Source organism: Lysinibacillus mangiferihumi (assembly GCF_003049665.1).
Taxonomy (GTDB): domain Bacteria; phylum Bacillota; class Bacilli; order Bacillales_A; family Planococcaceae; genus Lysinibacillus; species Lysinibacillus mangiferihumi.
Genome location: NZ_PYWM01000003.1, coordinates 80,027 through 103,614, shown reverse-complemented (window position 1 = coordinate 103,614; position 23,588 = coordinate 80,027). Strand labels below are relative to the sequence as shown.

Below are 23,588 nucleotides of genomic sequence, written 5' to 3'. Positions count from 1 at the left end.
ACCTCCGTAAAAACACATCCATTATTTTCTATTTATATGGAAAAAATTTTATTTTTCATATTAAAAATACCACACTACAATGATTGTGACAGTGAGAAATTACATAGTTAGTTAACTTTTTAAAGATATATTTTGATATAATTGGAATTGAAGTTAAAATTCGTTTGTTACTAGGGGGATTTTATGGAAATAAGAGATTATCAAGTAAAGGATGAAATAGGTTGGGTACGATGTAGAGCATTAGCATTTTTAGATACTGCTTATTTTGACAATGTTCTTCAAAAAAAAGAAATTTATGCAGGGCCAACCATTGAACTAGTTGCAATAGAAAATCAACAAGTGATTGGTTTAATAGATATTGAATACGAAGTGCAAGCTCAGACTGTTTGTTCGCGAGGAGAAGGTTTAGGAGGAATGATTTGGCACATTGCTGTACATCCTGACTATCGAAGAAAAGGTGTAGGTCTTCAATTATTGCAAGCAGCCGAAAAAAGAGCGAAAGAAAAACAGTTAAATCGTTTAGAAGCTTGGACAAGGGATGATAAATGGGTCAACGATTGGTACATAAACAATCAATTTTCAATTGTAGATTCTTATTTACAAGTTTTTATTGACAATAAAGAAATGAAACAGACAATTTCATCTGAAATACCCGACCTTTTTCCTGTACAAGCCTTTGCCCATTATGTAGGGAACGATCAAGAGATGATCATGAAACGCTTTACGAGAGTACATGAATGTATTTGTTTTGAGAAAAAACTGTGTGACATGCCCAAGCATTCATCATGTTGATGCTCGTTACTTGACTCTTTTAAAAATAAAAACAGCCACAACATAAGTCGAACCAGACCTATGTTGTGACCATTTTTCTATCGCTACTGATCATTGGCAATAAATTTGTAAATGGCTGGCAATAACTTTGGATGTAGCGGCAATGTTGGGTCTGCGTAAGTCGCTAAATTCTTCGTTCTATCCTCCGGTGCGCTTTTTAGAATATGATTCATGCCCTCCAGATAGAGAAGTTCAGCTTTTTCATTGCCTTGCTTAAGCGCTTCGGCATCTGTTGCGTTCACTTGGATATCTGTCGTTCCTTGAATCAGTAACACGCGTCCTTTTACGTGTTGAAGTTCAGTAGCAGGATTATATTTCAGCCATGACATCATATATGGCTGCACAGAAGGTCTAAATAATGCTTGTAGCTCAGGCGATACATGTTGCACTTGCTCCCCTTTTTTCAGCGCGGCTAGAATCATATTAGTTTCAGTCGTTAGAGCAGGTGTTAATTGTCCTGATAATTGCTCTAAAAGTAACGTATCAGCCGTTCTACCTGCGCCTGCTATTGACACAAATGATTCCACATTGGTCTTTTGAGCGGCGAGCATTCCAATTAATGACCCTTCACTATGCCCAATAATATGAACGCTTGAAAAAGCTTGATTGGCGGACAGTGCATGAATGATTTGCACTGCATCGTCAACATATTGATCGATGGAGATATCCTCTTCCTTTTTCAATAGAGATGCATTATCCCCGATACCTCGTTTATCGTATCGTACACTTGCAATACCTTCTTGAGCTAATCCTTCAGCAAGCATTTTCAAACTATTATTTTTTCCAGCAATTGCGGAATTTCCATCCTTATCTGTCGGACCAGAGCCTGCAATAATGAGTACGACTGGTGAAGGCTTGTTACTGCTTTTTTGCAGTGCGACCGTTAAATCGCCATCTTTAACCGGTACTGTGAATGTTTCGTAGGAGACAGGTTGTTCTGGCTGTTCTTCATAGCGCTTTAAAATAAGGGGGAATTCCCCTCCATTTTGATTAAATGTTGCTTTAATTTGCTCGTCTTTTAACGTCCCGTTTACCTCAATTGCCGAGCCATTTAAACGAATGATTATGTGTACTTTATTATCATTATATGACACAGTTTTAAATGGATAATTACTTAAACCTTGTGCAGGAACAGATAATGTTCCGCTCTCTTTTTGTAAGTCTACAATAATTGGTAGTGAACCATTTGGAAGTTCAATATCCCCTGCCCATTTTCCGATTAGTTCTTCATTCATAGCATGCTCATCCTCCTCTTTGTCTACCTGAGTTGCGTTTTTTTCTTTTGGCGAACAGGCAACTAATGCGAATGCTACTAAACATAGTACAAAAAGTTTTTTCATAAAAACCCTCCTTAATAACAAGACGCCTCCATCTGTCATACTTAGAGTATAACAGTTTATTTGCAATATCAACAAAATTTAGCAAAAAAGAAAGACCCAGAAAAATTCTGGGTCCTTGGACACTTATACCTTCTATTTGATTGTACAGTTGTGGTCTCTACTTCATCTTAAGATACAGTAACCCAGAGATATCTCTCATTACCTACTCCTTAAGATATGTGAAGTATAAACCTTATTCAGCTGTGGCGGACTTTCCTGAGATTCGTTGTCTACTGGAGTTGAACTACTCATTCTGCATCCTCCTCATCATATTAGATGATTAAGTGTATCCTTTAACAGTATGGGCCATATCCCAAAACTCTATACATGTTGTTGAAAAATTTTTATCGCTTCATTTTTTTACAGTTAGCTGCTTTTCTGCAAATACCTGTTGAGCAATCGTTAGCGCATTTTGTACACGAGGAAAGCCGATATAAGGCACTAATTGCAAAAGTGCTTCCACAATTTCAGTAGGTGTTAATCCTGCATGCAACCCTCGTGTTATATGGGTTTTCGTTTGTGGTACAGCACTTTGTGTAACAACTGCTGTGATTACGACAAGTGCTCGACTTTTCGCATCAAGCCCTGGGCGTGAATAGACATCACCATAGGCAAACTCGATAATCATTTTGCGTAAATCGGGCGCTATGTCAGCGAGGGCATCCGATTCTACCATACGGTCTACCTCTTCTTCTGTCACATAGTGCTTCATTGTTTCTAACCCCTTTGTAAAACGATCCGTCATATGACATTTCTCCCCTTTTTACATGACTATATGTTCCTTATACAAAAACCCCAATTTCGCGTCTCCGAAAATTGGGGATTGTCCTTCACATATGTAAGGTGCTCTTTTTTTGTTTCACCCTCTGGCTCCACAGAAAAAGGATTAAGGTTTTTCATAGTGCCTCTCTGGACAGCTTTAATGAATATCTATGCAAATGTCACAAAGGACTTGCACGCAAAATAGTTAAGAAAGACAAGCTTTTGCTTTAGCAATTTGAATATTGACTTGATCGAAACCAGTACCACCTAATGAATGACGACGGCGCACAGCGGCTTCAGGTGCTAATACATCATAAATATCCGCTTCGATAAGCTCACTTTCTTTTTTCATGTCTTCAATCGGTAAATCTAATAAATAAATGCCTTTTTGAATACATGTAAACACTAATTTACCCGTTACTTCATGTGCTTCACGGAATGGCATGCCTTTCGTTGCAAGGTAATCTGCTAATTCCGTGGCATTTGAGAAGTCAGAGTGGACTGCCTTGTGCAGACGCTCCGTATTAACGGTCATCGTGCGTACCATACCTTCAAAGATTTTCAAAGAACCAAGAATTGTATGCACTGTGTCGAACATTCCTTCTTTGTCTTCTTGCATGTCCTTGTTGTATGTTAACGGTGTTCCTTTGAGAACTGTCAGTAAGCCCATTAAGTTACCATACACACGACCAGTTTTACCTCGAATTAACTCCGCCATATCTGGATTTTTCTTCTGTGGCATAATAGATGAGCCTGTCGAGAATGCATCATCCAATTCGATAAACTTAAATTCATCTGTTGACCACAAAATGATTTCCTCAGCAAAGCGAGATAAATGCGCCATTAATAATGATGAATTGCTTAAAAATTCGACGATAAAATCACGATCACTGACAGCATCCATAGAATTTGCATACACTTCACTAAAACCAAGTAGCTCCGCTGATTTTAGACGATCAATCGGGAAAGTTGTCCCTGCCATGGCACCAGCACCTAATGGTAAGATATCAATACGTTTAATGGATTCCGTAAAACGTTGTTTATCGCGTTCAAGCATCCAAAAGTATGCCATTAGATGATGTGCAAAAGAAATAGGCTGTGCACGTTGTAAATGCGTATAGCCTGGAGCAATTGTTTCAACATGCTCCTCTGCTTTTTCTAGTAACGTTTTTTGGAATGTCTCGATACAATCAATGGCTTCCTTTACACGTTTCTTTAAGAAAATATGCATATCCGTTGCAACTTGGTCATTACGACTACGGCCTGTATGCAGTTTACCACCAACTGGTCCTATGCAATCAATGAGCATTTTTTCAAGGTTTAAATGAATATCTTCATTGGCAACAGTAAATTCAAGCTCACCAGCGACTGCTTTTTCCTGTAATTGTGCGAGACCGCCAAGAATGGCTTCTACATCCTCTGCTGGTAAAATTCCCGTTGCACCAAGCATCGTGACATGTGCGACACTACCTTCTAGGTCTTCCAATACAAGTTGCTGGTCAAAGCCGATTGATGCGCCAAACTCATCGACCCATGCTTCTGCTGATTTTTGGAAACGTCCGCCCCAAAGTTTTGTCATAACAGCTCACCTTTTCCTAAATTACTTATCGAAAAGGTGCAGTACAGCGTTCATGCTACACTACACCCTACTTTTAATAATTATTTTTTATTAACTGAAGAGTTAACCACTGTTGGCAGACCCCATAATTCGATGAAGCCTACAGCAGATGCGTGGTTGAATTGGTCTTCTTTAGAGTATGTTGCTAATTTTTCGTTGTATAATGAGTTTGGTGATTTACGTCCTTCTACAATGGCATGACCTTTGTAAAGTTTCACACGTACTGTACCATTTACGTATTGTTGTGATTCAGCAAGGAATGCTTGTAATGCATCACGTAAAGGAGAGAACCATAAACCATCATAAATTAATTCAGATAATTTTTTCTCAATCACTGGTTTGAAGTGTGCTAGTTCTTTCACAAGTGTTAAATCTTCAAGCTCTTTATGAGCAGTTAACAGTACTTTTGCACCTGGAATTTCGTATACTTCACGAGATTTAATACCAACTAAACGGTTTTCAACATGGTCGATACGGCCAACACCGTGTGCACCTGCTACTGCATTTAGTTCTTGAATTAAATCAGCAAGCTTCATTTCTTTGCCGTTTAAAGCTACAGGTTTACCAGCAATAAATTCGATTTCTACATATTCAGCTTCATTTGGCGCGTTTTCAACAGAAACCGTTAAGCCATACGCTTCTTCTGGTGGAGATACCCAAGGATCTTCCATTACGCCTGCTTCGTTTGCACGGCCCCATAAGTTTTGGTCAATTGAGAATGGTGAATCTAATGTTGCCGGAATCGGTACATTATGTTTCATTGCATATTCGATTTCTTCATCACGACTCCAACCCCACTCACGTACAGGAGCTAGTACTTCTAAATCTGGATTTAATGCTTTTATTGACACTTCGAAACGAACTTGGTCGTTTCCTTTACCTGTACAACCGTGAGCTACTGCATCCGCACCCACTTGGTTAGCAATTTCCACTAACTTTTTAGAAATTAAAGGACGAGAAAGTGCTGATACTAATGGGTATTTTTGTTCGTACCAAGTATGTGCTTGTAATGAAATAAGCGCGTATTCTTCAGCGAATTCATCTTTCGCATCCACCATATATGATTCAATAGCACCTACTTGAAGTGCTTTATTTTTTACAAATTCAAGATCTTTTCCTTCACCAACGTCTAGACAAACTGCGATAACGTCCCAACCTTGTTCTTTTAACCACGGAATTGCTACAGAAGTATCAAGACCGCCTGAGTATGCTAAAACTACTTTTTTATTTGCCATACAAAATGCGCCTCCAATTGCTCTATATGATATGTATGTTTATACATTCACTTAAAAGTTTATACACGAATAGTACCATGTTATAAAAATAAATACAAGTGCATTTTTATAAAAAATATTTGGTGCCTGGCACACAAAATATTCAGAATTTTTCGGGTGACTGGCACCGTTATTTCTTATTGAATAGTGGTTTGGCTAAAAATTCGATTGTAGCAGGCGCTAAAGCATATAGTTTACTCGTCAAGCCCATTATTTTTGGCAAGTTTACTTCTCGAACTGGGTGCTCTATCGTTTTTACTGTCGCCTGTGCCACTTCTTCAGGTGTTAAAAGAAATCGACCTAGAGACTCACGATAACCGCTTTCATCGTTTACTTTATCTAAAAATGGTGTATCAATTGGTCCCGGGTGAATGGCTGTTACTTTAATATTATAGGGTGCTAGCTCCATACGCAGACCATTGGTAAAACCAACAATGGCATGCTTAGTTGCCGCATAAACACTAGCCTTCGGTGTAGCGACTTTGCCGGCCTGTGAACCGATAAAAATCAGTTGCCCCTGTTCACGCGCAATCATTGGTGCAGCTAGACGTTTTGCTAAATACATCGGCACGCGCACATTGAGCTCCAGCATTTCGCTTATATTTGCATCCGATAACAAAGGCGCAATCGCAAACTTACCAACTCCCGCAGAAAAAATAGCTACATCGAGCGGAGGCAGTTGCGCACATACATCATCAATTGCTGTAAGTGACGTTAAATCAGCTTGTATAACATTGGCACCTAAACGTTGTAATGTTTTTAACGCTACTTCATTACGCCCTGTTGCATACACACGATGACCTTGTGCAACTAATAATTCTGTAATCTTTAACCCTACACCACTCGTTGCACCTGTTACAAAGATTGTCTTTTTATTCATTTTCACGTATGAACCCTACTTTCTTTTAAACAAATAGATACCTGCCTCATTTTTCCCTGAAACCACAAGATGATTTGCCTCTAAATAATCCAAATGTCCAAGTGTTTTAGATAATGTCAAGCCTAGTTGATGCTGAAAAATCGAAGGATATAAACGCTTTGTCATTTGTACAACTGTTAGCTGATCATTTCCTAGTAACTCATAGACCTTCATGGATTGTTGGTGTTGTCTTTCTAGTCGCTTATCAATGAGAGCTGGTATATCTTCTAAATTTGCGCCATGTCCTGTATACATGATATTTACTGGCAATTGACGCAATATTTCTAGTGAAGCATTATATTGTAACAATGATTTTGGACGACCTGATGTGCGATCTAAAGGTGGTTCGATTAATGGATTAGGAGTGATTTTTTCTAATAATAAATCTCCACCAATTACATAATGTAATTTTTCATCCCAAAAAATAAAATGACTTTGCGCATGCCCTAATGTTTCAAATACTTTTAACCCAGGATGACCTGGAACTTCATCGCCATCGTATAAAATTTGGGTTAATGGTCGCTCCCCTACAAGCTCTAATTCCCGTCGAACATGGACACTATGCCCAATATATGCCTGTGGAACCCCGTGTTCGAACAAACACTCACTGTAAAACTGCTCATGATAACGTAAAAAATCTTCGTCATGACGTAACCATTTATCGTTATAGGCATGGCCTAAAATTTCTGCATGTGGAAAAGCATCCACCCAACCTGCATGATCGGGATGGTGATGGGTTAACACAACTTGTTCAATATCTCGTAAATCAAAGCCAGCTGCGCGAATACCCCATTTCAGTGCATCATAAGCTTCCATTGTTTTCGGACCAACATCAAAAATCGTTAATGCATCACCTTTGACAATAAATGCATTGACATCTCCTACTTCATAGGGTGTTGGAATTTCTATTTTGTGTATCGACAAAGCTGTCTCCCCCTTTAGTGTAAATAATGAATACTCATTCACCTATTTTACAAGTTTTTCTTTCTTAAGTCACCCTCCTGTTGACAGCTTGACGTATTATTACTATAATTTTGAATAATCAAATTATTAGATGTGCGTTGAGGAAGCCAAGTATGTAAATGGTGAAGGTGCCTAGAGAGTGTTACATTTGCTGCAAGTAACATCACCCACTCCCAATACAGAACCTACTTCTGAGCAGTTATGACAACATAACCGTTCCCCCTTGCGATAAAAGGGCTAAGAGTTGTGCCGAATTGGCAAACAAAGGTGGTACCGCGGAAACGACAGCGTTTTCGTCCTTCTATTTAAGGACGAGAGCGCTTTTTTATTTTGAATCGGAGGTTTTTCTTATGAAAAAAATTTTATTTATCGGTGCTGGCTCCATGGCAGAAGCATTGATGCAAGGTTGGATAAAACAGAACGTATTTACACCACACGAAATTTATGTCACCAATCGCTCAGATAAGGAACGTTTACAGTTTTTACACGATACGTATGGCGTCCAGACTAGCATTGAGGATGCGATATACCAGCAAGCAGACTTGATTATTTTGGCGATGAAACCAAAGGATGCCATCAAGGCAATGCTTGAACTGAAAAACAAAATGACTGAACATACAGCCATTCTATCCATTTTAGCTGGCATTGCTATTAGCACAATTACTGAGCAATTAGGATTACGTCCAGTAGCTCGCGTAATGCCTAATACTTCTGCAACAATTGGCATGTCGGCAAGTGGCATAGCATTTAATGCGCAAGTATCGACTACACAGCGCGCCATGTTTTTACAATTATTAGAAGCTGTTGGATCTGTAATTGAAGTGGAGGAAGACCAATTACATGCCGTGACAGCACTCTCTGGAAGTGGTCCTGCTTATATATATTATCTAATGGAAGCTTTTGAACGGGTTGGTATGGAAGTGGGGCTGTCAAAAGATACTGTCAGACTTCTAATGACCCAAACGCTTGCTGGTACAGCTGAAATGCTCAAACAATCTATTGACGAACCTGATGTCCTTCGTAAAAAAGTGACAAGTCCAGGTGGTACAACAGAAGCTGGCATTAAAGCACTTGAACAGTATCAATTTAATGCAGCGATTGAAGCATGCATTAAAGAAGCAGAAGCTCGATCTCGCGCGCTTGCAAAAAGCAAATAATCCATGCAAAATAAAGGTAATAACTAGGAATTAGGAGGGCTTGAATTGACTAAATTATTTGAACCATACCAATTGCAATCGATTACCTTAAAAAACCGCATTGTCATGGCCCCCATGTGTATGTATTCTGCGAAGGAAGACGGACTTGTAACACCATTCCATCTTGTGCATTATGCAACACGCGCCGCTGGGCAAATTGGTTTAATACTATTGGAAGCTACTGCAGTAGTACCTGAAGGACGCATCTCTAGTAATGACCTTGGTATTTGGGATGACGCTCATATCGAAGGGTTACAACAATTAGTAACAAATATGCAAGCTTACGGAGCTAAAACGGGCATTCAGCTTGCCCATGCAGGGCGTAAAGCAACTGTAGAGGGTGAAATCTTTGCCCCTTCAGCGATGGCTTTTAGTGATGCTTATAAAACACCACGTGAGATGACACTTGCCGATATTGACAATGTTATTGAAGCCTTTAAAAATGCAGCTGTGCGCGCACGTCAAGCAGGCTTTGATGTGTTGGAGATTCATGGCGCACATGGCTATTTGATTAGTGAATTTTTATCACCTGCAACAAATAAACGTAACGATCAATACGGTGGCTCACAGGAAAATCGCTATCGCTTATTGCGTCAAGTCATTGATGCCATCCGAAGCGTCTGGGAAGGTCCCTTACTCGTTCGTGTATCTGCTGAAGACTATGCACAAGATGGCACAACAATGGAGGACTTTATCGTCTTTAGTCGATGGATGAAATCGCAAGGCGTAGATTTAGTGGATGTCTCTACTGGCGGAGTCGTACAGGCAGATATTCATCCATTCCCTGGCTACCAAGTGCCACATGCGGAAGCGATTAAACTTGGCGCAAATATTCCTACTGGTGCGGTGGGTCTAATTACAATTGCGCAACATGCAGAAGAAATATTGCAAAATAATAGAGCTGATTTAATTTTCTTAGGTCGTGTTTTATTGCGCGAACCTTACTGGCCTCTGCATGCTGCCAAAGAACTCGGCGCAAAAATCGAACCACCCGTGCAATATGTTCGTGGTTGGTAATACAAAGTTGGCTGATAGCTTGGAATCTTTCAAGCTATCAGCGTTTTTTTGGCGTTTTGTGGCGATTGGGCTGATTTTCGTGGCGATTACTTCCTATTTTGTGACGATTGAGCTGATTTTCGTGGCGATTACTTCCTATTTTGTGGCGATTGAGCTGATTTTCGTGGCGATTCCCAAACTTACTTTGCTGTATATTTTTTAATTGCTGGTATGATGTCATGGCCAATGATTTCGATATTCTTCATAATTTGATCGAAAGGTACGCCTCCAAAATCAATTTGTGCCATAAAACGTTGCATGCCATACAGTTCATATTGATAAAGTAACTTTTCAATAATTTGTTCCTTGCTACCAACCATAAGGGCATCTCGTGTATCAATTGCTTCAGCAAATTGTTGTTTTGGATAGCCACCCCCACGAATTGCTTGGAAGCCTCCATTAAGATGAGGGTACATATTGTGCAAAGCTTCTTTTGATGTATCAGCCACGTAAAATAAACTTGTGGTTGCTATCGGTAGCTTTTCTGCATCAAAACCACTTCGATCAGCTGCTTCACGATAAGCATCCACGGAAGGTTTAAAGTTGATGGCAGGGCCACCTAAAGTCGTTAACATCATTGGAATGCCCATATAGCCAGCTTTTATGGCACTTGCAGGAGGACCACCAACCGCGCGCCAAATAGGCAATGCGCCATTTTTCGGCTGTGGTAAAATTTGCGCATTATGAAGCGGTGCTCTATACTGCCCTTCCCATGACACAAGCTCTTCTTCATTTAGCTTTTTTAACAGTGCTAATTTTTCCTCAAAAATTTCTTCATAGTCTTGTAAATTGACACCTAGTAAATGATAGGCTCCAACGCGCGACCCTCGACCTGCTACAATTTCCGCACGCCCATCTGAAATTAAATCGATGGTGGCAAAATCCTCATAGACTCTTACTGGATCAGATACACTCAACACGGTGGCAGAACTTGCAATTTTAATTTTTTTCGTCGCTTGTGCAATGGCGCCTAACACGACTGTATGGGCCTGTGTTGTAAAATACGACTGATGACTTTCCCCTACGCCAAAAACATCGATGCCAGCTTGCTCCGCTAATTGGCTCATTTCAATTAGCTCCTGTATACGTTGCTGAGCTGAAATCCGATGACCTGTTAAAGGGTTCGGAATATGATCACCGAGTGAATAAAGTCCAAATTCTAAACCTGCTGATTGGTCGATACGATAATTTTCCATTGTGCTCTCCCCTTTAATCGAGTGGTTCTAAAATCGCTTCAATTTCTGTGCGCTTTGCTTCTAAAAATGGTGGCAAATCAAGTTCTCTTCCTAATTCCTTTATAGCAGAATCTACCGTAAAACCAGGCCCATCTGTTGCCATTTCAAAAAGAATGCCGTTACGATCTCTAAAATAAAGGCTTTGGAAGTAATAACGATCGACAACGCCTGTGCTGTCTAAACCACGCGCTTTAATTACTGCATCCCATTGTTGAAGTTCTTCTACTGTAGCTACGCGCAGTGCCAGATGATGAATACTTCCTCGACCTGGTTTTTCACTTGGTCCTTCCAACTCCTTGACGACGATTTCACCAAACGTTTCGCCGGCAATTGACTGAAGTCGTACTTCTGTGTCATCTTCCGTGACAACAGTATAGTTAAAAAGCTCTTGTAATAAGTTCACTGTACGCTGTAAATAACGAACAGTCATTTCCACTGTGCCCATCCCTAAAATACGATGCTCTAATGCAATATCAGACCCATCCCATGCTTGCCACTCGGCTGGTATTGATTGTCCATTATGATTTAACAGCAGCATGCGCAAGCCTTCATGATCCTCAAAAAGCAAAGCATCTTTGCCTGCATATGTTGTAATATCACTGTGCTCCACTTGTAATAGCTCAAAACGTTTTTTCCAATATAGTAAACTATCATAGCTAGGTACTAATAAGCCGATGCGCGTAATGGCATTCGTTCCACGGACAGTACGTCCAGCTACAGGCATTTCAAAAAAAGTTAATTCTGTTCCGGCTGCCCCTGTAAGATCTCCATAAAATAAATGATACATCGAAGGAGAATCTTGATTGACTGTTTTTTTCACCCGACGTAAACCGAGGATTTTTGTGTAAAAATCGTTATTCTTTTTGCCATTTTTCGTTAACATTGAAATATGATGATGACCGCTAATTTTTTGCATATAAAGTCCTCCAAATGTTTTCACTTGACTACGCAAGTGATGAAGTAAAAAAAATCACACCTCGGGTAATTTTTTTCTCGACTATGTTTTTCTAGTTTTGACAGCAACGTATATAAAGTTTTCATTTCTTCTTCTGATAAAACCTCTTCAAAAAATGAGGATTGAAAGTGAAGTTGGCTTGGGGTAGTAGCATCAATCAATTCCATCCCTTTTGCCGTTAGCGATATCGTTTTGGTCTTCCAATTTTGCTTGCGCTCTATAAGCCCCTCTTTTTCAAGGCGTGCAAGCATTCGTGACATACCACCTTGGGTCACAGTAACCTTTTCAGCTAGTTGTGATTGCGTTAACGGTGCATAGGTTTTGATTTGAATTAGCACATCAAACTGTGCAGTTGTTAAGTTAAAACGCTTTAAAAATTCATTCGATAGCTGATTACTTTGATTGGTAAAGCGCATCATCCGCAACCATGTAAGTGAGCCGAGTGTATGTTTTTCCATCACTTTGCCCTCCCTTCCTCGATCTGTAAACTCACTTTACCATGCAAGCGAGAACGGTGCAAGGAAAATATCTCGAATTTGAGATATTTTTTTAATTATACTATTCCATGTGAAGTAATCGGATGTAAGCTTCCGTTAAAAGCAAATGAAATTCTTCCCGTTTCTTCTGATATGACCATAATAAGGGCATCACTACGCTCGCTTAAACCAATTGCAGCTCGGTGTCTTGTACCGAGTTTTTTATCACCGGTATAAATATCTGACAGTGGAAGCACATTGGCCGCTGAAACAATGCGGTTACTTCTAACTAACACAGCACCATCATGGAGAGGATTACCTGGGAAAAAAATAGATTCTAATAAAGAATGCGTAAGTTCTGCACCAATATGAATTCCTGGCTTAATCAAATGATCTACGGCGTCTTTTCTTTCAAAGACAATTAATCCACCGTGTCGTCTTTTTGACATGTTTTGTACGCAAATTGATAGTTCTGGGTATTTTTCTGTAAATGGGGACAAATAGCAATTTAAATAAAACGTTGCCGCTTGCATTTCAATCGTTAAAAAGTTGCCTTTTATTTGCTCTAAATCTGTCAGTAGACAATCTTCTTGAGAATCCATTGAGGCTAAACTTTGCTGTAAAGAAGTAATGACTTGTCTAAGCTCTTCTTTTATTGTTTGCTTTAGTGGAGCAGCGTCACAGTTTGATTGCTTCATGTAACACACCTCTTTTTCTATAGAATGATTCACCACTTCGTCCTTTTAGTTTTCCTTGAAGGGAATTTTTTATTCGTATTCCGCGCATTTTGCCATTTATGAAAGTCTAATAAAAAAACACGCTGCATCTTTTGATAATCGAAAAGATGCAACGCGTTGTCATGACTGCTACATATGACCAGCACGAATTTTTTTTATAATGCTAAAAGTTGTATAGGCCGCTGCAGGGGCAAGAACTGCAATAAGAATTAGCCATACTTTCAAGCTTTCAGTTGTTTTTAACACTTCATAATTTGAAATAACATAGATAATGAGTCCGCCTAGTAATAAATAGCTTAATACGTTGGGAAAGATAACAAGTAAACGTAAAACAGCTGGTGGCATCTTTTGTTGATCCATTCAACCACTCCCTTTTTACTTAATTATACGGAAATCATCTATTAAACGCACTATATTTCTATAATAAGACACGCTACTCATTATACGAAGTCAACGATTATACTTTATACTTTCCAGCAGATTGTTCTAGTTTTTCTGCTGTCCCATTTAGCATATCGATAATCGCCGTCATCTCATTCATGCTCGTTGCTTGATTTTGCGCTTTTTGTGCAACCGCATCTACACTAGCGGATGTCTGCTTGGCTAATAATGAAACATCTTCCATTGTAGCGGTTACTTCTTCCGTACTCGCGGCAATTTCTTCCGTTGAACTAGAAACTAAATCTACTTGCTCAGCTAACACTTGCACATCATTATGGATGCCTTCAAAGGATTGTCGAGCCTCACTTGCAATTGCGTGACCTGCATGTAAAACATCTGCTGTTGTATAGATAGTAGATACTATATTCGTCGTTTCTTTTTGGACATTCATCACAACATGAGAAATGCGATCTGCAGCAAATTTCGATTCCTCTGCTAATTTACGCACTTCCTCCGCAACAACGGCAAAGCCTTTACCAGCCTCACCAGCACGAGCTGCCTCGATTGATGCATTAAGTGCTAGCAAATTCGTTTGATCAGAAATACCTGTTATAACATTCGTAAATTCACCAATCATTGCAGATAGTTTTTCTAACTCCTGCATACTCGCAACTGAAAGATCTGTTTTTTGGTGAACATCTTCCAATTGATTTTGCAGGCGATTCATAATGTGCAGACCATTATTGGCATTTTCTTCGGTGTTACGAGAAATCGTAGAAATTTCTGCAATAGAATCAGAAATATGCTGAATACTACGCGCTAATTCTTCCATAGATTGGGCGCTATCCTCAGTATTTTTTAATTGCCCAAATGAAGCTTGTGCAACTTGGTGCGATTCGTCTTGAATATTGTGCGCTGAATCCAAAGTTTGATGGGCATTTCCATGAATAATGTACGTCGCCTCTTTTATTTGCGTAGCATCCTGTTTTAAATCTCTCATAATGTGTTGGAAATTGTCCATCATGCCATTAAAAGATGTAACCAATTGACCAATCTCATCGTTCGAACTTACATCAATCCGCTTCGTTAAATCTGCCTCTCCTTTGCTAATATCTTCTAGTGAATTACGCACATTTAAAATGCGAGAAACTTGTCTATTAATAGAGAAGCCTGTGATAAGGAATATAACACATACGACGATTATGGAGGCAATAATTGTTCCCATTAGTATATTCGATAACACTTCATTCGACACAATAATCGCTAAAGAGGTACCATTTGATAAAGGCTTTACATATTGCGTAACGCGTTTTCCATCATAATGACCAGAAAATTCAGTATTTTTCGCCGAAGTAAATTGTTCTTTCGTAAAGCCAATCTTAGCTAAATTTTTATCCGTTGTCGCAACAATGGGTTCTCCTTGTTCATTAACAACCGCTGCAAAAAGTACAGTTTCAGATAAATATTTATTTAGTTCATTTATGTAATATTCACTGCCAATACTTGCTTCTAAATCTAACAGCTGTTGACCATGTCTTGCTACTTGGATAATTTGCGGTGTAGCTGGATTCCAACTACTAACACCAACAAATTTAAAAAATTCGCTGTCCACGTCACGAATCTGTGCTTTTTGCACAATTTGCGTAGCGCGACCATCTAATAGCTGCATATATTCAGCAGCTTGTCCATTTGGATCGGAACCAAAATTAAAATCAATGAAGGGTGCCACCGATGTCACTGCCGTATTCCCCTTATCATCGGTACTCCAAATTTCGTCAATCCCGCCTCGTTCTGCGATTACTTTTAAATCTTCATATGTAGCACCTTTGTCAATAATGTACGAAGCCATCACAGATTCCGCAATCATTTCCCTCTCCATAATTTCTTCTGCTTTTGCTCTGGATTGAATAGCCCCTTCCATTCCCATAACTATAGAGCTAGCGAGTGCCTCACCATTACTCTTGACGCTTTTATAGGTCGCCTGAAAGATGTAAACAGAAAATGCGCCAATTATTAACACAACGACGGCCATAATTTCCAGCATCATTTTCCATTTCATTGATTTCCCCATTGACTATTCCCCCTAAAATAGGATTGTTTCCATTTCATCATACAACATCATTTCCCTACATTTAATGTAATTTCTCATAATTTTAAATAATATATTTATTCCTGCCATGAAAATGTCATTAATTTGTAATAAAAAATTACCCTTCTAAAAAGTTGCTAGAAAAATACCAATATAATGGTCTTTTACTCATATTTATTGTAAAAAAATAATATATTTTAGAAGTTTACTTTTTCTCTTCTCGACTTTTCCTAGACTTATAGACCCAATATAAAAACACCTATTTTAATGAAGGCTCATTAAAATAGGTGTTTCAATTTCAAAATAATTACTTTTCATCCAATGCATATAATTATACTAAAATAACAAATTATTATTACTCCAATAAAAAACTGCTTGATCCGATGTAAGGAAGGTTTGTGGGAAAATGGCTTGTGCTTGGGCTAAAAAAATTGGTAAATCATGTGGTAAAAAACGTGCACTTAAATGGTTCAGAAGTAAATATTTCGCACCAGCTTTACTTGCTACCATCGCTGCTTCTACATTGGTAGAGTGACCATAGCTCGCAGCCAAATCCGTAGTACTCCCATCAAATGTCGCCTCATGCACAACAACATCTGCTTGTTCAGCCAAGGAAATGGCTTGTTCACAATATTTTGTATCCCCCAAAATCGCAAGCGTAAAGCCTTTTTTTGGAGGTGCCACAACATCCTTTGCTTGAATAATGGTGCCATTATCAAGCGCAATATCTTGTCCTTTCTTCAACTGTCCAAGCAATGGTCCTTTCGGTACGCCGTAAGCTTGGACTTTGTCCATCAGTAACTCGCCAGGTAAATCCTTTTGCTCTATACGGTAACCAAAACATGGCACGACATGGCGTAATTCACTTGCACGCACCGTAAATTTATCATCTTCGTAAATGACGCCTTCATGTACTTCTACAAATTGCAATGGATACGTTAAATGGGTTTTAGATAAAGCAAATGTCTGCTCTACCCATTGCTGTAAGCCGGCTGGGCCATAAATGGTCAACGGCTCATCTCCACCTTGAAATGAACGTGAGCTCAAAAATCCAGGTAAACCAAATATATGGTCGCCATGTAAATGGGTAATGAAAATTTTTGTCACTTTACGTGGCTTTAAAGACGTATGCAAAATTTGATGCTGGGTCGCCTCGCCACAATCAAAAAGCCACATTTCACCGTTTTCCTCTAATAGCTTAACCATTAATGCGCTCGTATTGCGCTCCTTCGAAGGCATGCCTGCTCCTGTTCCTAAAAAATGTAGTTGCATAACTGCCACCTCAATTCTTTTTCTGTTGTTCTATTGTACCTTATTGCGAAACATAAGAAAAACCTTTGGTGAAAGCAATCGCCAAAGGTTTGTCGTATTATTTCGGTTGCCATGATACAAGTGCTGCGTGGAAATCATGACGGTAGTAATAACGCCCATTTTTTTCTTCTATAAATGGAGCAAGTGAGTCCTCAACATGCGAGCGGTTAAAGTCTGTACTTAATATTTTTTTACTTTGCGTTGTCACAAGCTGGTCATACGTTTCATATTCATACGTACGCTTTAAAGGAATAATGGTACATTCTGCATAAATATCCATTTCATACAATAAATTTAAAAATTCAATATAATCTCTTCGTGGATATTTAATATCATAACCATATTTCTCATGTAATACTTCATAGTGTGGTTGAATCGGGCCTGTAGTCATGCCAATAATTGCTCGCTTTTTAGCCAACCGATTCATGTGATATAATGCCGATTTAATTTCGTACATACGATAAAAACAGTTTACCCCAAGCACAATGTCATGTGCTGTTAGCTCATTTTCTTCAAGTTTCTCCCACTTCGCATGGACATAGGAAATATGCTTGTTCTCTTGTAAACATTGTTGTAAATAATCAAGGATGCTGTCTGAGCTATCTACACACGTTAACTCTCGTACATAATCTGCAAGCGGGAATGTATAATTGCCCCACCCTGGTCCAATTTCAATCACTGAATGTTCTGGACGAATATGTTGCTTCATTGCTTCAAAAATAAGCGCCGCATAAGGATCCGTTTGCCCCGTTTTTTTGCGAGCGATCGATTGAGACCAAAATTGTTCCTCTAATTGATCGTTCACCATACGCTCTGGCATTTGTCCTTGCCAATCCTTCATGCCTTCTTGCCATAATGCTTCATAATTAATAGCTAATGGTCCTTTTCTTGTCATCCATTTACCTCAATTTTTAACATATCATATATTTTTTCCATATCTAAATTGGCACGCACATGTGATGCTAGCATATTGTAAGCATCTTCTCGTCGTTCCGCATCACTTTTGACTTCACTTGGCAATGTAGCAAGCCCTTTTTTCGTACGCATTTCGTTCACAAGCTGACGTGTAAACGTACGATTATGGAAGATTCCGTGGAAATATGTACCGATTACTTGTTCATCAGCACTTACTGCTCCATCTACACGACCATCTGCTAGCTGTAAAAAAGGTGACACTTCATCCCGTAAAATTTTTGTACGACCAAGATGAATCTCATAGCCTGTTAAAATAGCATGCCCACGTGTTCCAGACATTTGTACGGTTTTTTTATCTCCTACAAATACGGTCTCCATCGGTAACAAGCCGAGACCTTGCGCTGACTCGCCATTTCCTTCTACGGCATCTGGATCTAGTAACACTTCACCAAGCATTTGAAAACCGCCGCATATGCCAATAATTTTTGTTCCGCGTGCGCGTAGGTTTGCAATTGCTTGTTCAAAGCCTTGTGCCTTCAGCCATGCTAAATCGTCCATTGTACTTTTAGTGCCCGGTAGGATAAGCAAATCCGGTGTGCCCAACTCCGTCACATTGCCGATTAAACGTACCCCTACCTCTGGCTCATCAAAAAATGGGTCAATATCAGTGAAATTTGAAATGCGAGGTAAACGAATCATCGCCACGTCTACTGGAAATTCGCCAGGCTTTGGCTTTTTAAAGCGTAAGGCAGATAGTGCTAATGAATCTTCCGCTTCAATATTGACATCAACATAAGGTACAACACCAAGAACAGGAATGCCTGTTTCTCGCTCGACCCATTCAATGCCATCATCTAATAGCTCGCGCATACCACGGAATTTGTTAATAATCAGCCCTTTAACACGGGCACGCTCTGCATCATCAAGCAATGCAAGCGTCCCGATAATGGAGGCAAATACACCACCGCGGTCAATATCAGCAACTAAAACAACAGCTGCATCGGCTAAATGAGCCATGCGCATATTGGCGATATCACGATCCTTTAAATTAATTTCAGCTGGGCTACCAGCACCTTCTAATACAATAACATCATATGTATTTTGTAACGTACGAACCGACTTCTCTACAATCGGCATGGCTTCTTGGACAAATTGATTGCGATAGCTTTTCGCATCCATATTTAAAAAATGCTTGCCGTGGACAATGACCTCTGATACCATATCCTGCTTTGGTTTCAGTAAAATCGGATTCATATCAGTTGTCGCCACAACCCTTGCAGCTTCAGCTTGAACCCCTTGTGCACGCCCAATTTCTCCGCCATCCTCTGTTACAAATGAGTTAAGCGCCATATTTTGAGACTTAAATGGCACTACTCTCAACCCATCATCAGAAAAAATACGACATAATGCTGTACATATCATACTTTTTCCAACGTCAGAGGCTGTTCCTTGAATCATAATTGATTTTGCTGACATTTTGATTTTCCTCCTAACAACACTAAGGAAGATTAGACTATCCCCCAATGCGTATATGATCGAAATGAATCCAGTTGATGTTAAAATTCAAGGCCTTTGACAGCGGGAATTCCTTCTTCATAGTAATGTTTCGTTGCATCAATTGTTGACACTAAATCCGCCATAGCAACAAGAGCAGGATTAGCACTGCGTCCTGTTACGACAAGATGCATTGTAGAAGGGCGTTGTGCAATGGCTTCAAGCACTTCAGCTAATGGCAGCACATCATCAATCGGAAATTTAGTAATGGCAAGTGCATTGTTCAGCTCATCTAACACAAGTAAATCAATGCTGTCATCTTGTAAAGCTTCCTTTGTTTTTTGCCAAGCCTTCGCTATTGCAACACGGTGCTCCTCTGGTGTTTTCGTCCATGTAAAGCCTATGCCCATTTGTTCCATTTCTACGCCAAGTTTCGAAAGGGCAATTTGCTCACCATACGTACGCTCTGGCGATTTGATAAATTGCATATAACGCACTTTTAAACCACGACCTACAGCGCGCAATGTTACACCTAGAGAAGCTGTTGTTTTACCTTTGCCATCACCTGTATATACCAAAAACAAACCTTTTCTAGCCATTTTCCCTACCCCCTTTAAAGCCAAGTGGTTTTTTCTTCAAATGATGTACGCTTTTTATCTTTAAGCTCTTGTTCTTCTGGATAACCTATGAAAATAGTACCGACAACTTTTTGATTTTGGTCCGCACCGATAAATGTATGCATACGTGCATCATGAACAAGCCCAACACCTCGTGTCCGCCACACAAATCCTAGCCCCAGCTCCTCTGCGGCTAACCACATAGACATAATGGCACTACAAACAGCGAAAATATTATCTGCTGTAGCATCTTCATCATTCTCCACCATATCAGCAGTCACTACAATGGCAACAGGCGTCGTTTGCACAACTTTTAATGAACTCTCCACTAAATGAGGCTTCGTTGGAAAACGTTCTTGCAAATAAGTACTTGCCATTTTCTCATAGCGCTTCATGGCATCATTTTGTAAAACATAAAAATGCCACGGCTCACGCATGCGGTCGTTTGGAGCATAGGTTGCTGCTTGTAAAATTTGTTCAATTTTTTCCTTTTCCACTGGCTGTGTTGTATAGTTGCGAATGGCACGACGATTTTTTAACGCTTCGATTACTGTCATGATGATGTCCTCCTTTAAGTAGGTCTTTTTAGTCAACTGCTCTGTTGTCTGACTAGCTAAAAGCGAGCCCTTGCTCTTCAAACCATTGTATTTTTTCACGTACGTTGACTACATCTCCAACGACAATCATAGAAGGATTATGATATCCCTCCCGTTCAATAATGCTAGCAATATTGTGAAGTGGTCCAGTTATGGTGCGCTGTTGTTCGGTAGTACCCCATTCAATAACCGCCACAGGTGTAGTTGCTGGACGTCCATTTTCGATAAGCTTTTTTGAAATATAGGCAATGTTACCAACACTCATATAAAAAGCGACCGTATCAATTCCAGTTGCGAGTGCTGGCCAATTTAAAAAATCTTGACCCTTTTGCTCGCGCCCATGACCTGTCACAAGTGCAAAGCTTGTGGCAAAATCTCTATGTGTCACTGGAATACCTGCATAAGCGGGAGCTGCAATGCCAGCCGTAATACCTGGTACTACTTCATAGGCTATGCCATTATTTTTTAATATTTCTGCTTCTTCAGCACCACGGCCGAAAACAAAAGGATCGCCACCCTTTAAACGTGTTACCACTTTGCCCTCTTGAGCTTTCTCAACAAGCAATGTATTAATTTCATCTTGAATAAGGTGGTGCTTACCAGGCAATTTACCACAGTACACAAGGTCAGCATCTTTTTTCGCAAATTCTAATAATTTTGGATTCACTAGACGATCGTACGCAATGACATCGGCCTTTTGAATACATTCCAGCCCATATACTGTAATGAGCTTAGGATCTCCTGGGCCAGCTCCTACTAAATATACAATTCCCTCTTTCATCGCGTTTCTCCCGTCAATAATTGTTGTAAAAATGCCTCTCGTCGATCAATTTCTCCATTACGTGTCCATTCTAATAAGCTTGGCTCAAGAAGTGCTTGTAACGCTGCACGTCTTTGCTCACCTTTTTCAAAATTGGCTGCAACCATTAGTCGAGCTTGCTGTAAAAAACAAACATAATCTTCATAAACAGCATCGAATTGCTCAGCTAAATCTTGTTTTATTTTTCGTGCAAGAGCTGGGCTTGCACCAGATGTAGATACCGTCAGCACTAAAGGACCGCGACGAACAGTTGCTGGTGTAATAAAATCACTTTCACCTTGCACATCTGCGCGATTTAAGAGCTGCCAATGTTGGGCTGCCTCTTGTACCGCATCGTTGACGTTGGTATCATTTGTCGCAGCGATAATAAGCGTTGCATCATCTAAATCACGTGGTTCAAATTCCTTGTCACGCCATGTAATTTCACCTGATTTGACAAGGGGCATTAAAGTGTCATGTAAAGTCGGACTAACGACGACAATGTTTGCTTTCGCTGGTAGTAGGGAAGCTACCTTTTGAGTCGCTACATGCCCACCACCAACAATGACAACGGTTTTAAATTCGATATTGAGATGTATAGGAAAATAATTAGTCATATGTTTTCACCTTCTTACAAGCAGTTAACCAGTTATCTACTAGCTTAGGGTTAGAAACAAAATGAAAATGCGTATACCCCGCTACTACATTGCCTGTTTGATAACCTTCTTGTTTTTTGCCAAAACGTCCTTGTGTTTCGTAAGCGGGCGTATCGTGCGTACCACTGTATGTAGAATAATGGAATTCATGGCCTTTTGCTTCTTCATTTTTTCCGATTAAAAAGTTAGACGCCGTGCCAAAAATTTCACGATAACCAAGTGCTGCAAGCTTTGTTTGCATCGTTACTTCACCCGGAATAACACCTAGCATTTCATAGCGCTCACCTTGGCTGTTGGTAATAGCTTCTGTTAAATACATAAAGCCTCCACATTCAGCTAATGTAGGGCAACCTTTTGCAATTGCCTCACGAATGGAATTTTTTACGTCCGTATTTTTTGCAAGCGTATCGGCAAATTCCTCTGGGAACCCCCCACCAATATAAAGACCATCTGCTTCAGCAGGAACAGGTTCATTAGCAAGTGGTGAGAAAAATTGCAAAGTAGCTCCTTTTGCTCGTAATAAGGCTAAATTTTCTTCGTAATAGAAGTTGAATGCAGCATCTTTTGCAACTGCAATACAAATATTTTTTGATGGTTGTGCCGCAAATAGTTGACCTGTCTCTTGTAGGACAGGTGCTTTTGTTAAAGCTAACAATAAATCCAAATCAATCGTCTCTGCCATTAAAGCACCTAGCTTGTTAAAAAATGTATCAAGCTCGCCTCGTTCAATAGCTGGAATAAGCCCTAAATGACGACTTGGAATGTCGATGCCTGTTTCTCGCTTTAAATAGCCGATAACAGGAATACCACATTCTTGCTCAATCGCAGCTTTGGCAATTTCATAGTGACCGACACTGCCTACTTGATTGGCAATAACGCCAACAATAGTAGGCTTGTCAGATAGAAGTTGAAAGCCCTTGACTACAGCAGCTACACTGCGAGCCATACTTGCGCAATTGACGATTAAAATAACAGGGCTTTCTGTAACGACACTGATTTCTGCTGCCGAACCTTCATCCGATAATGGACTTTTGCCATCGTAAAAGCCCATCACGCCTTCAATAATTGAGACGTCTGCATCTTTGCTTGCACGTGCAACAATATCTCGGACTGCATCATGCGAAAACATCCAGCTATCAATATTCCGTGATACACGTCCTGTTACCGCTGTATGATAACTAGGGTCAATATAATCTGGACCACATTTAAACCCTTGCACGACATTGCCTTTTTCTTGCAATGCTTTCATCAGTCCTATCGTGAATGTTGTCTTACCAACGCCACTGCCTGTCCCTGCAAGTACAAAGCGATTTGTTTGCATAAGCCCCC

24 protein-coding genes are annotated in these 23,588 nt (G+C 39.8%); 4 read left to right on the top strand and 20 right to left on the bottom strand.

Features of this window, described 5'->3' with window-relative positions:
• Nucleotides 1-183: 183 nt before the first annotated feature.
• Nucleotides 184-792: a GNAT family N-acetyltransferase gene (locus C9J37_RS04220; protein ID WP_107894380.1), complete on the top strand. Its 609-nt coding sequence runs from the start codon at nt 184-186 to the stop codon at nt 790-792.
• 83 nt (nt 793-875) lie between these two features.
• Here the strand turns inward: C9J37_RS04220 and C9J37_RS04215 are convergent, their stop codons facing one another.
• From C9J37_RS04215 to C9J37_RS04190, 6 genes are all read right to left on the bottom strand, one after another.
• Nucleotides 876-2,171, bottom strand: a complete 1,296-nt coding sequence (locus tag C9J37_RS04215) for an alpha/beta hydrolase (protein WP_107894379.1) — start codon at nt 2,169-2,171, stop codon at nt 876-878.
• 391 nt (nt 2,172-2,562) lie between these two features.
• Entirely contained in the window at nt 2,563-2,955 is a 393-nt protein-coding gene (locus C9J37_RS04210) for a carboxymuconolactone decarboxylase family protein (protein ID WP_107894378.1), read from the bottom strand.
• Nucleotides 2,956-3,177: 222 nt separating this feature from the next.
• Nucleotides 3,178-4,551, bottom strand: a complete 1,374-nt coding sequence (argH, locus tag C9J37_RS04205) for an argininosuccinate lyase (RefSeq protein ID WP_024361084.1) — start codon at nt 4,549-4,551, stop codon at nt 3,178-3,180.
• A gap of 80 nt (nt 4,552-4,631) precedes the next feature.
• Nucleotides 4,632-5,825, bottom strand: a complete 1,194-nt coding sequence (locus tag C9J37_RS04200) for an argininosuccinate synthase (RefSeq protein ID WP_107894377.1) — start codon at nt 5,823-5,825, stop codon at nt 4,632-4,634.
• A gap of 169 nt (nt 5,826-5,994) precedes the next feature.
• Nucleotides 5,995-6,744, bottom strand: a complete 750-nt coding sequence (locus C9J37_RS04195) for an SDR family NAD(P)-dependent oxidoreductase (protein WP_201262130.1) — start codon at nt 6,742-6,744, stop codon at nt 5,995-5,997.
• Between the two features lie 15 nt (nt 6,745-6,759).
• Nucleotides 6,760-7,707, bottom strand: a complete 948-nt coding sequence (locus C9J37_RS04190) for an MBL fold metallo-hydrolase (protein WP_107894537.1) — start codon at nt 7,705-7,707, stop codon at nt 6,760-6,762.
• Nucleotides 7,708-8,096: 389 nt separating this feature from the next.
• Between C9J37_RS04190 and proC the strand changes: the two genes are divergently transcribed.
• The 3 genes from proC to C9J37_RS04175 are packed head-to-tail and all read left to right on the top strand — an operon-like array spanning nt 8,097 to nt 10,161.
• Nucleotides 8,097-8,903, top strand: a complete 807-nt coding sequence (gene proC, locus C9J37_RS04185; RefSeq protein WP_107894375.1) for a pyrroline-5-carboxylate reductase — start codon at nt 8,097-8,099, stop codon at nt 8,901-8,903.
• Between the two features lie 45 nt (nt 8,904-8,948).
• Nucleotides 8,949-9,959: an NADPH dehydrogenase NamA gene (namA, locus tag C9J37_RS04180; protein ID WP_107894374.1), complete on the top strand. Its 1,011-nt coding sequence runs from the start codon at nt 8,949-8,951 to the stop codon at nt 9,957-9,959.
• 19 nt (nt 9,960-9,978) lie between these two features.
• Complete coding sequence (locus C9J37_RS04175; protein ID WP_107894373.1) at nt 9,979-10,161, top strand: hypothetical protein; 183 nt, start codon at nt 9,979-9,981, stop codon at nt 10,159-10,161.
• Here C9J37_RS04175 and C9J37_RS04170 read toward each other — a convergent pair.
• The 14 genes from C9J37_RS04170 to C9J37_RS04105 all read right to left on the bottom strand — a co-directional run bounded on the left by C9J37_RS04170 (nt 10,139) and on the right by C9J37_RS04105 (nt 23,580).
• Nucleotides 10,139-11,194 (bottom strand): LLM class flavin-dependent oxidoreductase, encoded by a 1,056-nt coding sequence (locus tag C9J37_RS04170; protein WP_107894372.1) that lies wholly within the window; start codon nt 11,192-11,194, stop codon nt 10,139-10,141. The genes C9J37_RS04175 and C9J37_RS04170 overlap by 23 nt on opposite strands.
• 13 nt (nt 11,195-11,207) lie before the next feature.
• Complete coding sequence (locus C9J37_RS04165; protein ID WP_107894371.1) at nt 11,208-12,149, bottom strand: ring-cleaving dioxygenase; 942 nt, start codon at nt 12,147-12,149, stop codon at nt 11,208-11,210.
• A 20-nt stretch (nt 12,150-12,169) separates the two neighbouring features.
• Nucleotides 12,170-12,646 carry a MarR family winged helix-turn-helix transcriptional regulator gene (locus C9J37_RS04160; protein ID WP_107894370.1) on the bottom strand — a complete coding sequence of 159 codons (477 nt, stop codon included), beginning with the start codon at nt 12,644-12,646 and terminating at the stop codon, nt 12,170-12,172.
• Between the two features lie 95 nt (nt 12,647-12,741).
• Nucleotides 12,742-13,362 carry a sporulation-specific diadenylate cyclase CdaS gene (gene cdaS, locus C9J37_RS04155; RefSeq protein ID WP_107894369.1) on the bottom strand — a complete coding sequence of 207 codons (621 nt, stop codon included), beginning with the start codon at nt 13,360-13,362 and terminating at the stop codon, nt 12,742-12,744.
• Between the two features lie 168 nt (nt 13,363-13,530).
• Nucleotides 13,531-13,761 (bottom strand): hypothetical protein, encoded by a 231-nt coding sequence (locus C9J37_RS04150; protein ID WP_024361094.1) that lies wholly within the window; start codon nt 13,759-13,761, stop codon nt 13,531-13,533.
• 97 nt (nt 13,762-13,858) lie between these two features.
• Nucleotides 13,859-15,853 carry a methyl-accepting chemotaxis protein gene (locus C9J37_RS04145; protein WP_107894368.1) on the bottom strand — a complete coding sequence of 665 codons (1,995 nt, stop codon included), beginning with the start codon at nt 15,851-15,853 and terminating at the stop codon, nt 13,859-13,861.
• 354 nt (nt 15,854-16,207) lie between these two features.
• Entirely contained in the window at nt 16,208-17,143 is a 936-nt protein-coding gene (gene rnz, locus C9J37_RS04140; protein WP_107894367.1) for a ribonuclease Z, read from the bottom strand.
• Between the two features lie 97 nt (nt 17,144-17,240).
• Nucleotides 17,241-18,077 (bottom strand): class I SAM-dependent methyltransferase, encoded by an 837-nt coding sequence (locus C9J37_RS04135; protein WP_107894366.1) that lies wholly within the window; start codon nt 18,075-18,077, stop codon nt 17,241-17,243.
• Entirely contained in the window at nt 18,074-19,573 is a 1,500-nt protein-coding gene (locus C9J37_RS04130; RefSeq protein ID WP_107894365.1) for a cobyric acid synthase, read from the bottom strand. Before C9J37_RS04130 ends, C9J37_RS04135 begins: the two co-directional genes overlap by 4 nt.
• Nucleotides 19,574-19,653: 80 nt before the next feature.
• A complete protein-coding gene (locus C9J37_RS04125; protein ID WP_107894364.1) occupies nt 19,654-20,190 on the bottom strand; it encodes a cob(I)yrinic acid a,c-diamide adenosyltransferase in 537 nt (178 codons plus the stop codon).
• 14 nt (nt 20,191-20,204) lie between these two features.
• A complete protein-coding gene (locus C9J37_RS04120) occupies nt 20,205-20,765 on the bottom strand; it encodes a nitroreductase family protein (RefSeq protein WP_024361100.1) in 561 nt (186 codons plus the stop codon).
• Nucleotides 20,766-20,817: 52 nt separating this feature from the next.
• Nucleotides 20,818-21,585: a uroporphyrinogen-III C-methyltransferase gene (gene cobA / locus C9J37_RS04115; RefSeq protein ID WP_024361101.1), complete on the bottom strand. Its 768-nt coding sequence runs from the start codon at nt 21,583-21,585 to the stop codon at nt 20,818-20,820.
• Nucleotides 21,582-22,220: a precorrin-2 dehydrogenase/sirohydrochlorin ferrochelatase family protein gene (locus C9J37_RS04110; protein ID WP_107894363.1), complete on the bottom strand. Its 639-nt coding sequence runs from the start codon at nt 22,218-22,220 to the stop codon at nt 21,582-21,584. The genes cobA and C9J37_RS04110 overlap by 4 nt, the downstream gene beginning before the upstream one ends.
• The gene (locus tag C9J37_RS04105) at nt 22,213-23,580 is read right to left on the bottom strand and encodes a cobyrinic acid a,c-diamide synthase CobB (protein WP_107894362.1); all 1,368 of its coding nucleotides are present in this window, start codon (nt 23,578-23,580) and stop codon (nt 22,213-22,215) included. Before C9J37_RS04105 ends, C9J37_RS04110 begins: the two co-directional genes overlap by 8 nt.
• Nucleotides 23,581-23,588 lie beyond the last annotated feature (8 nt).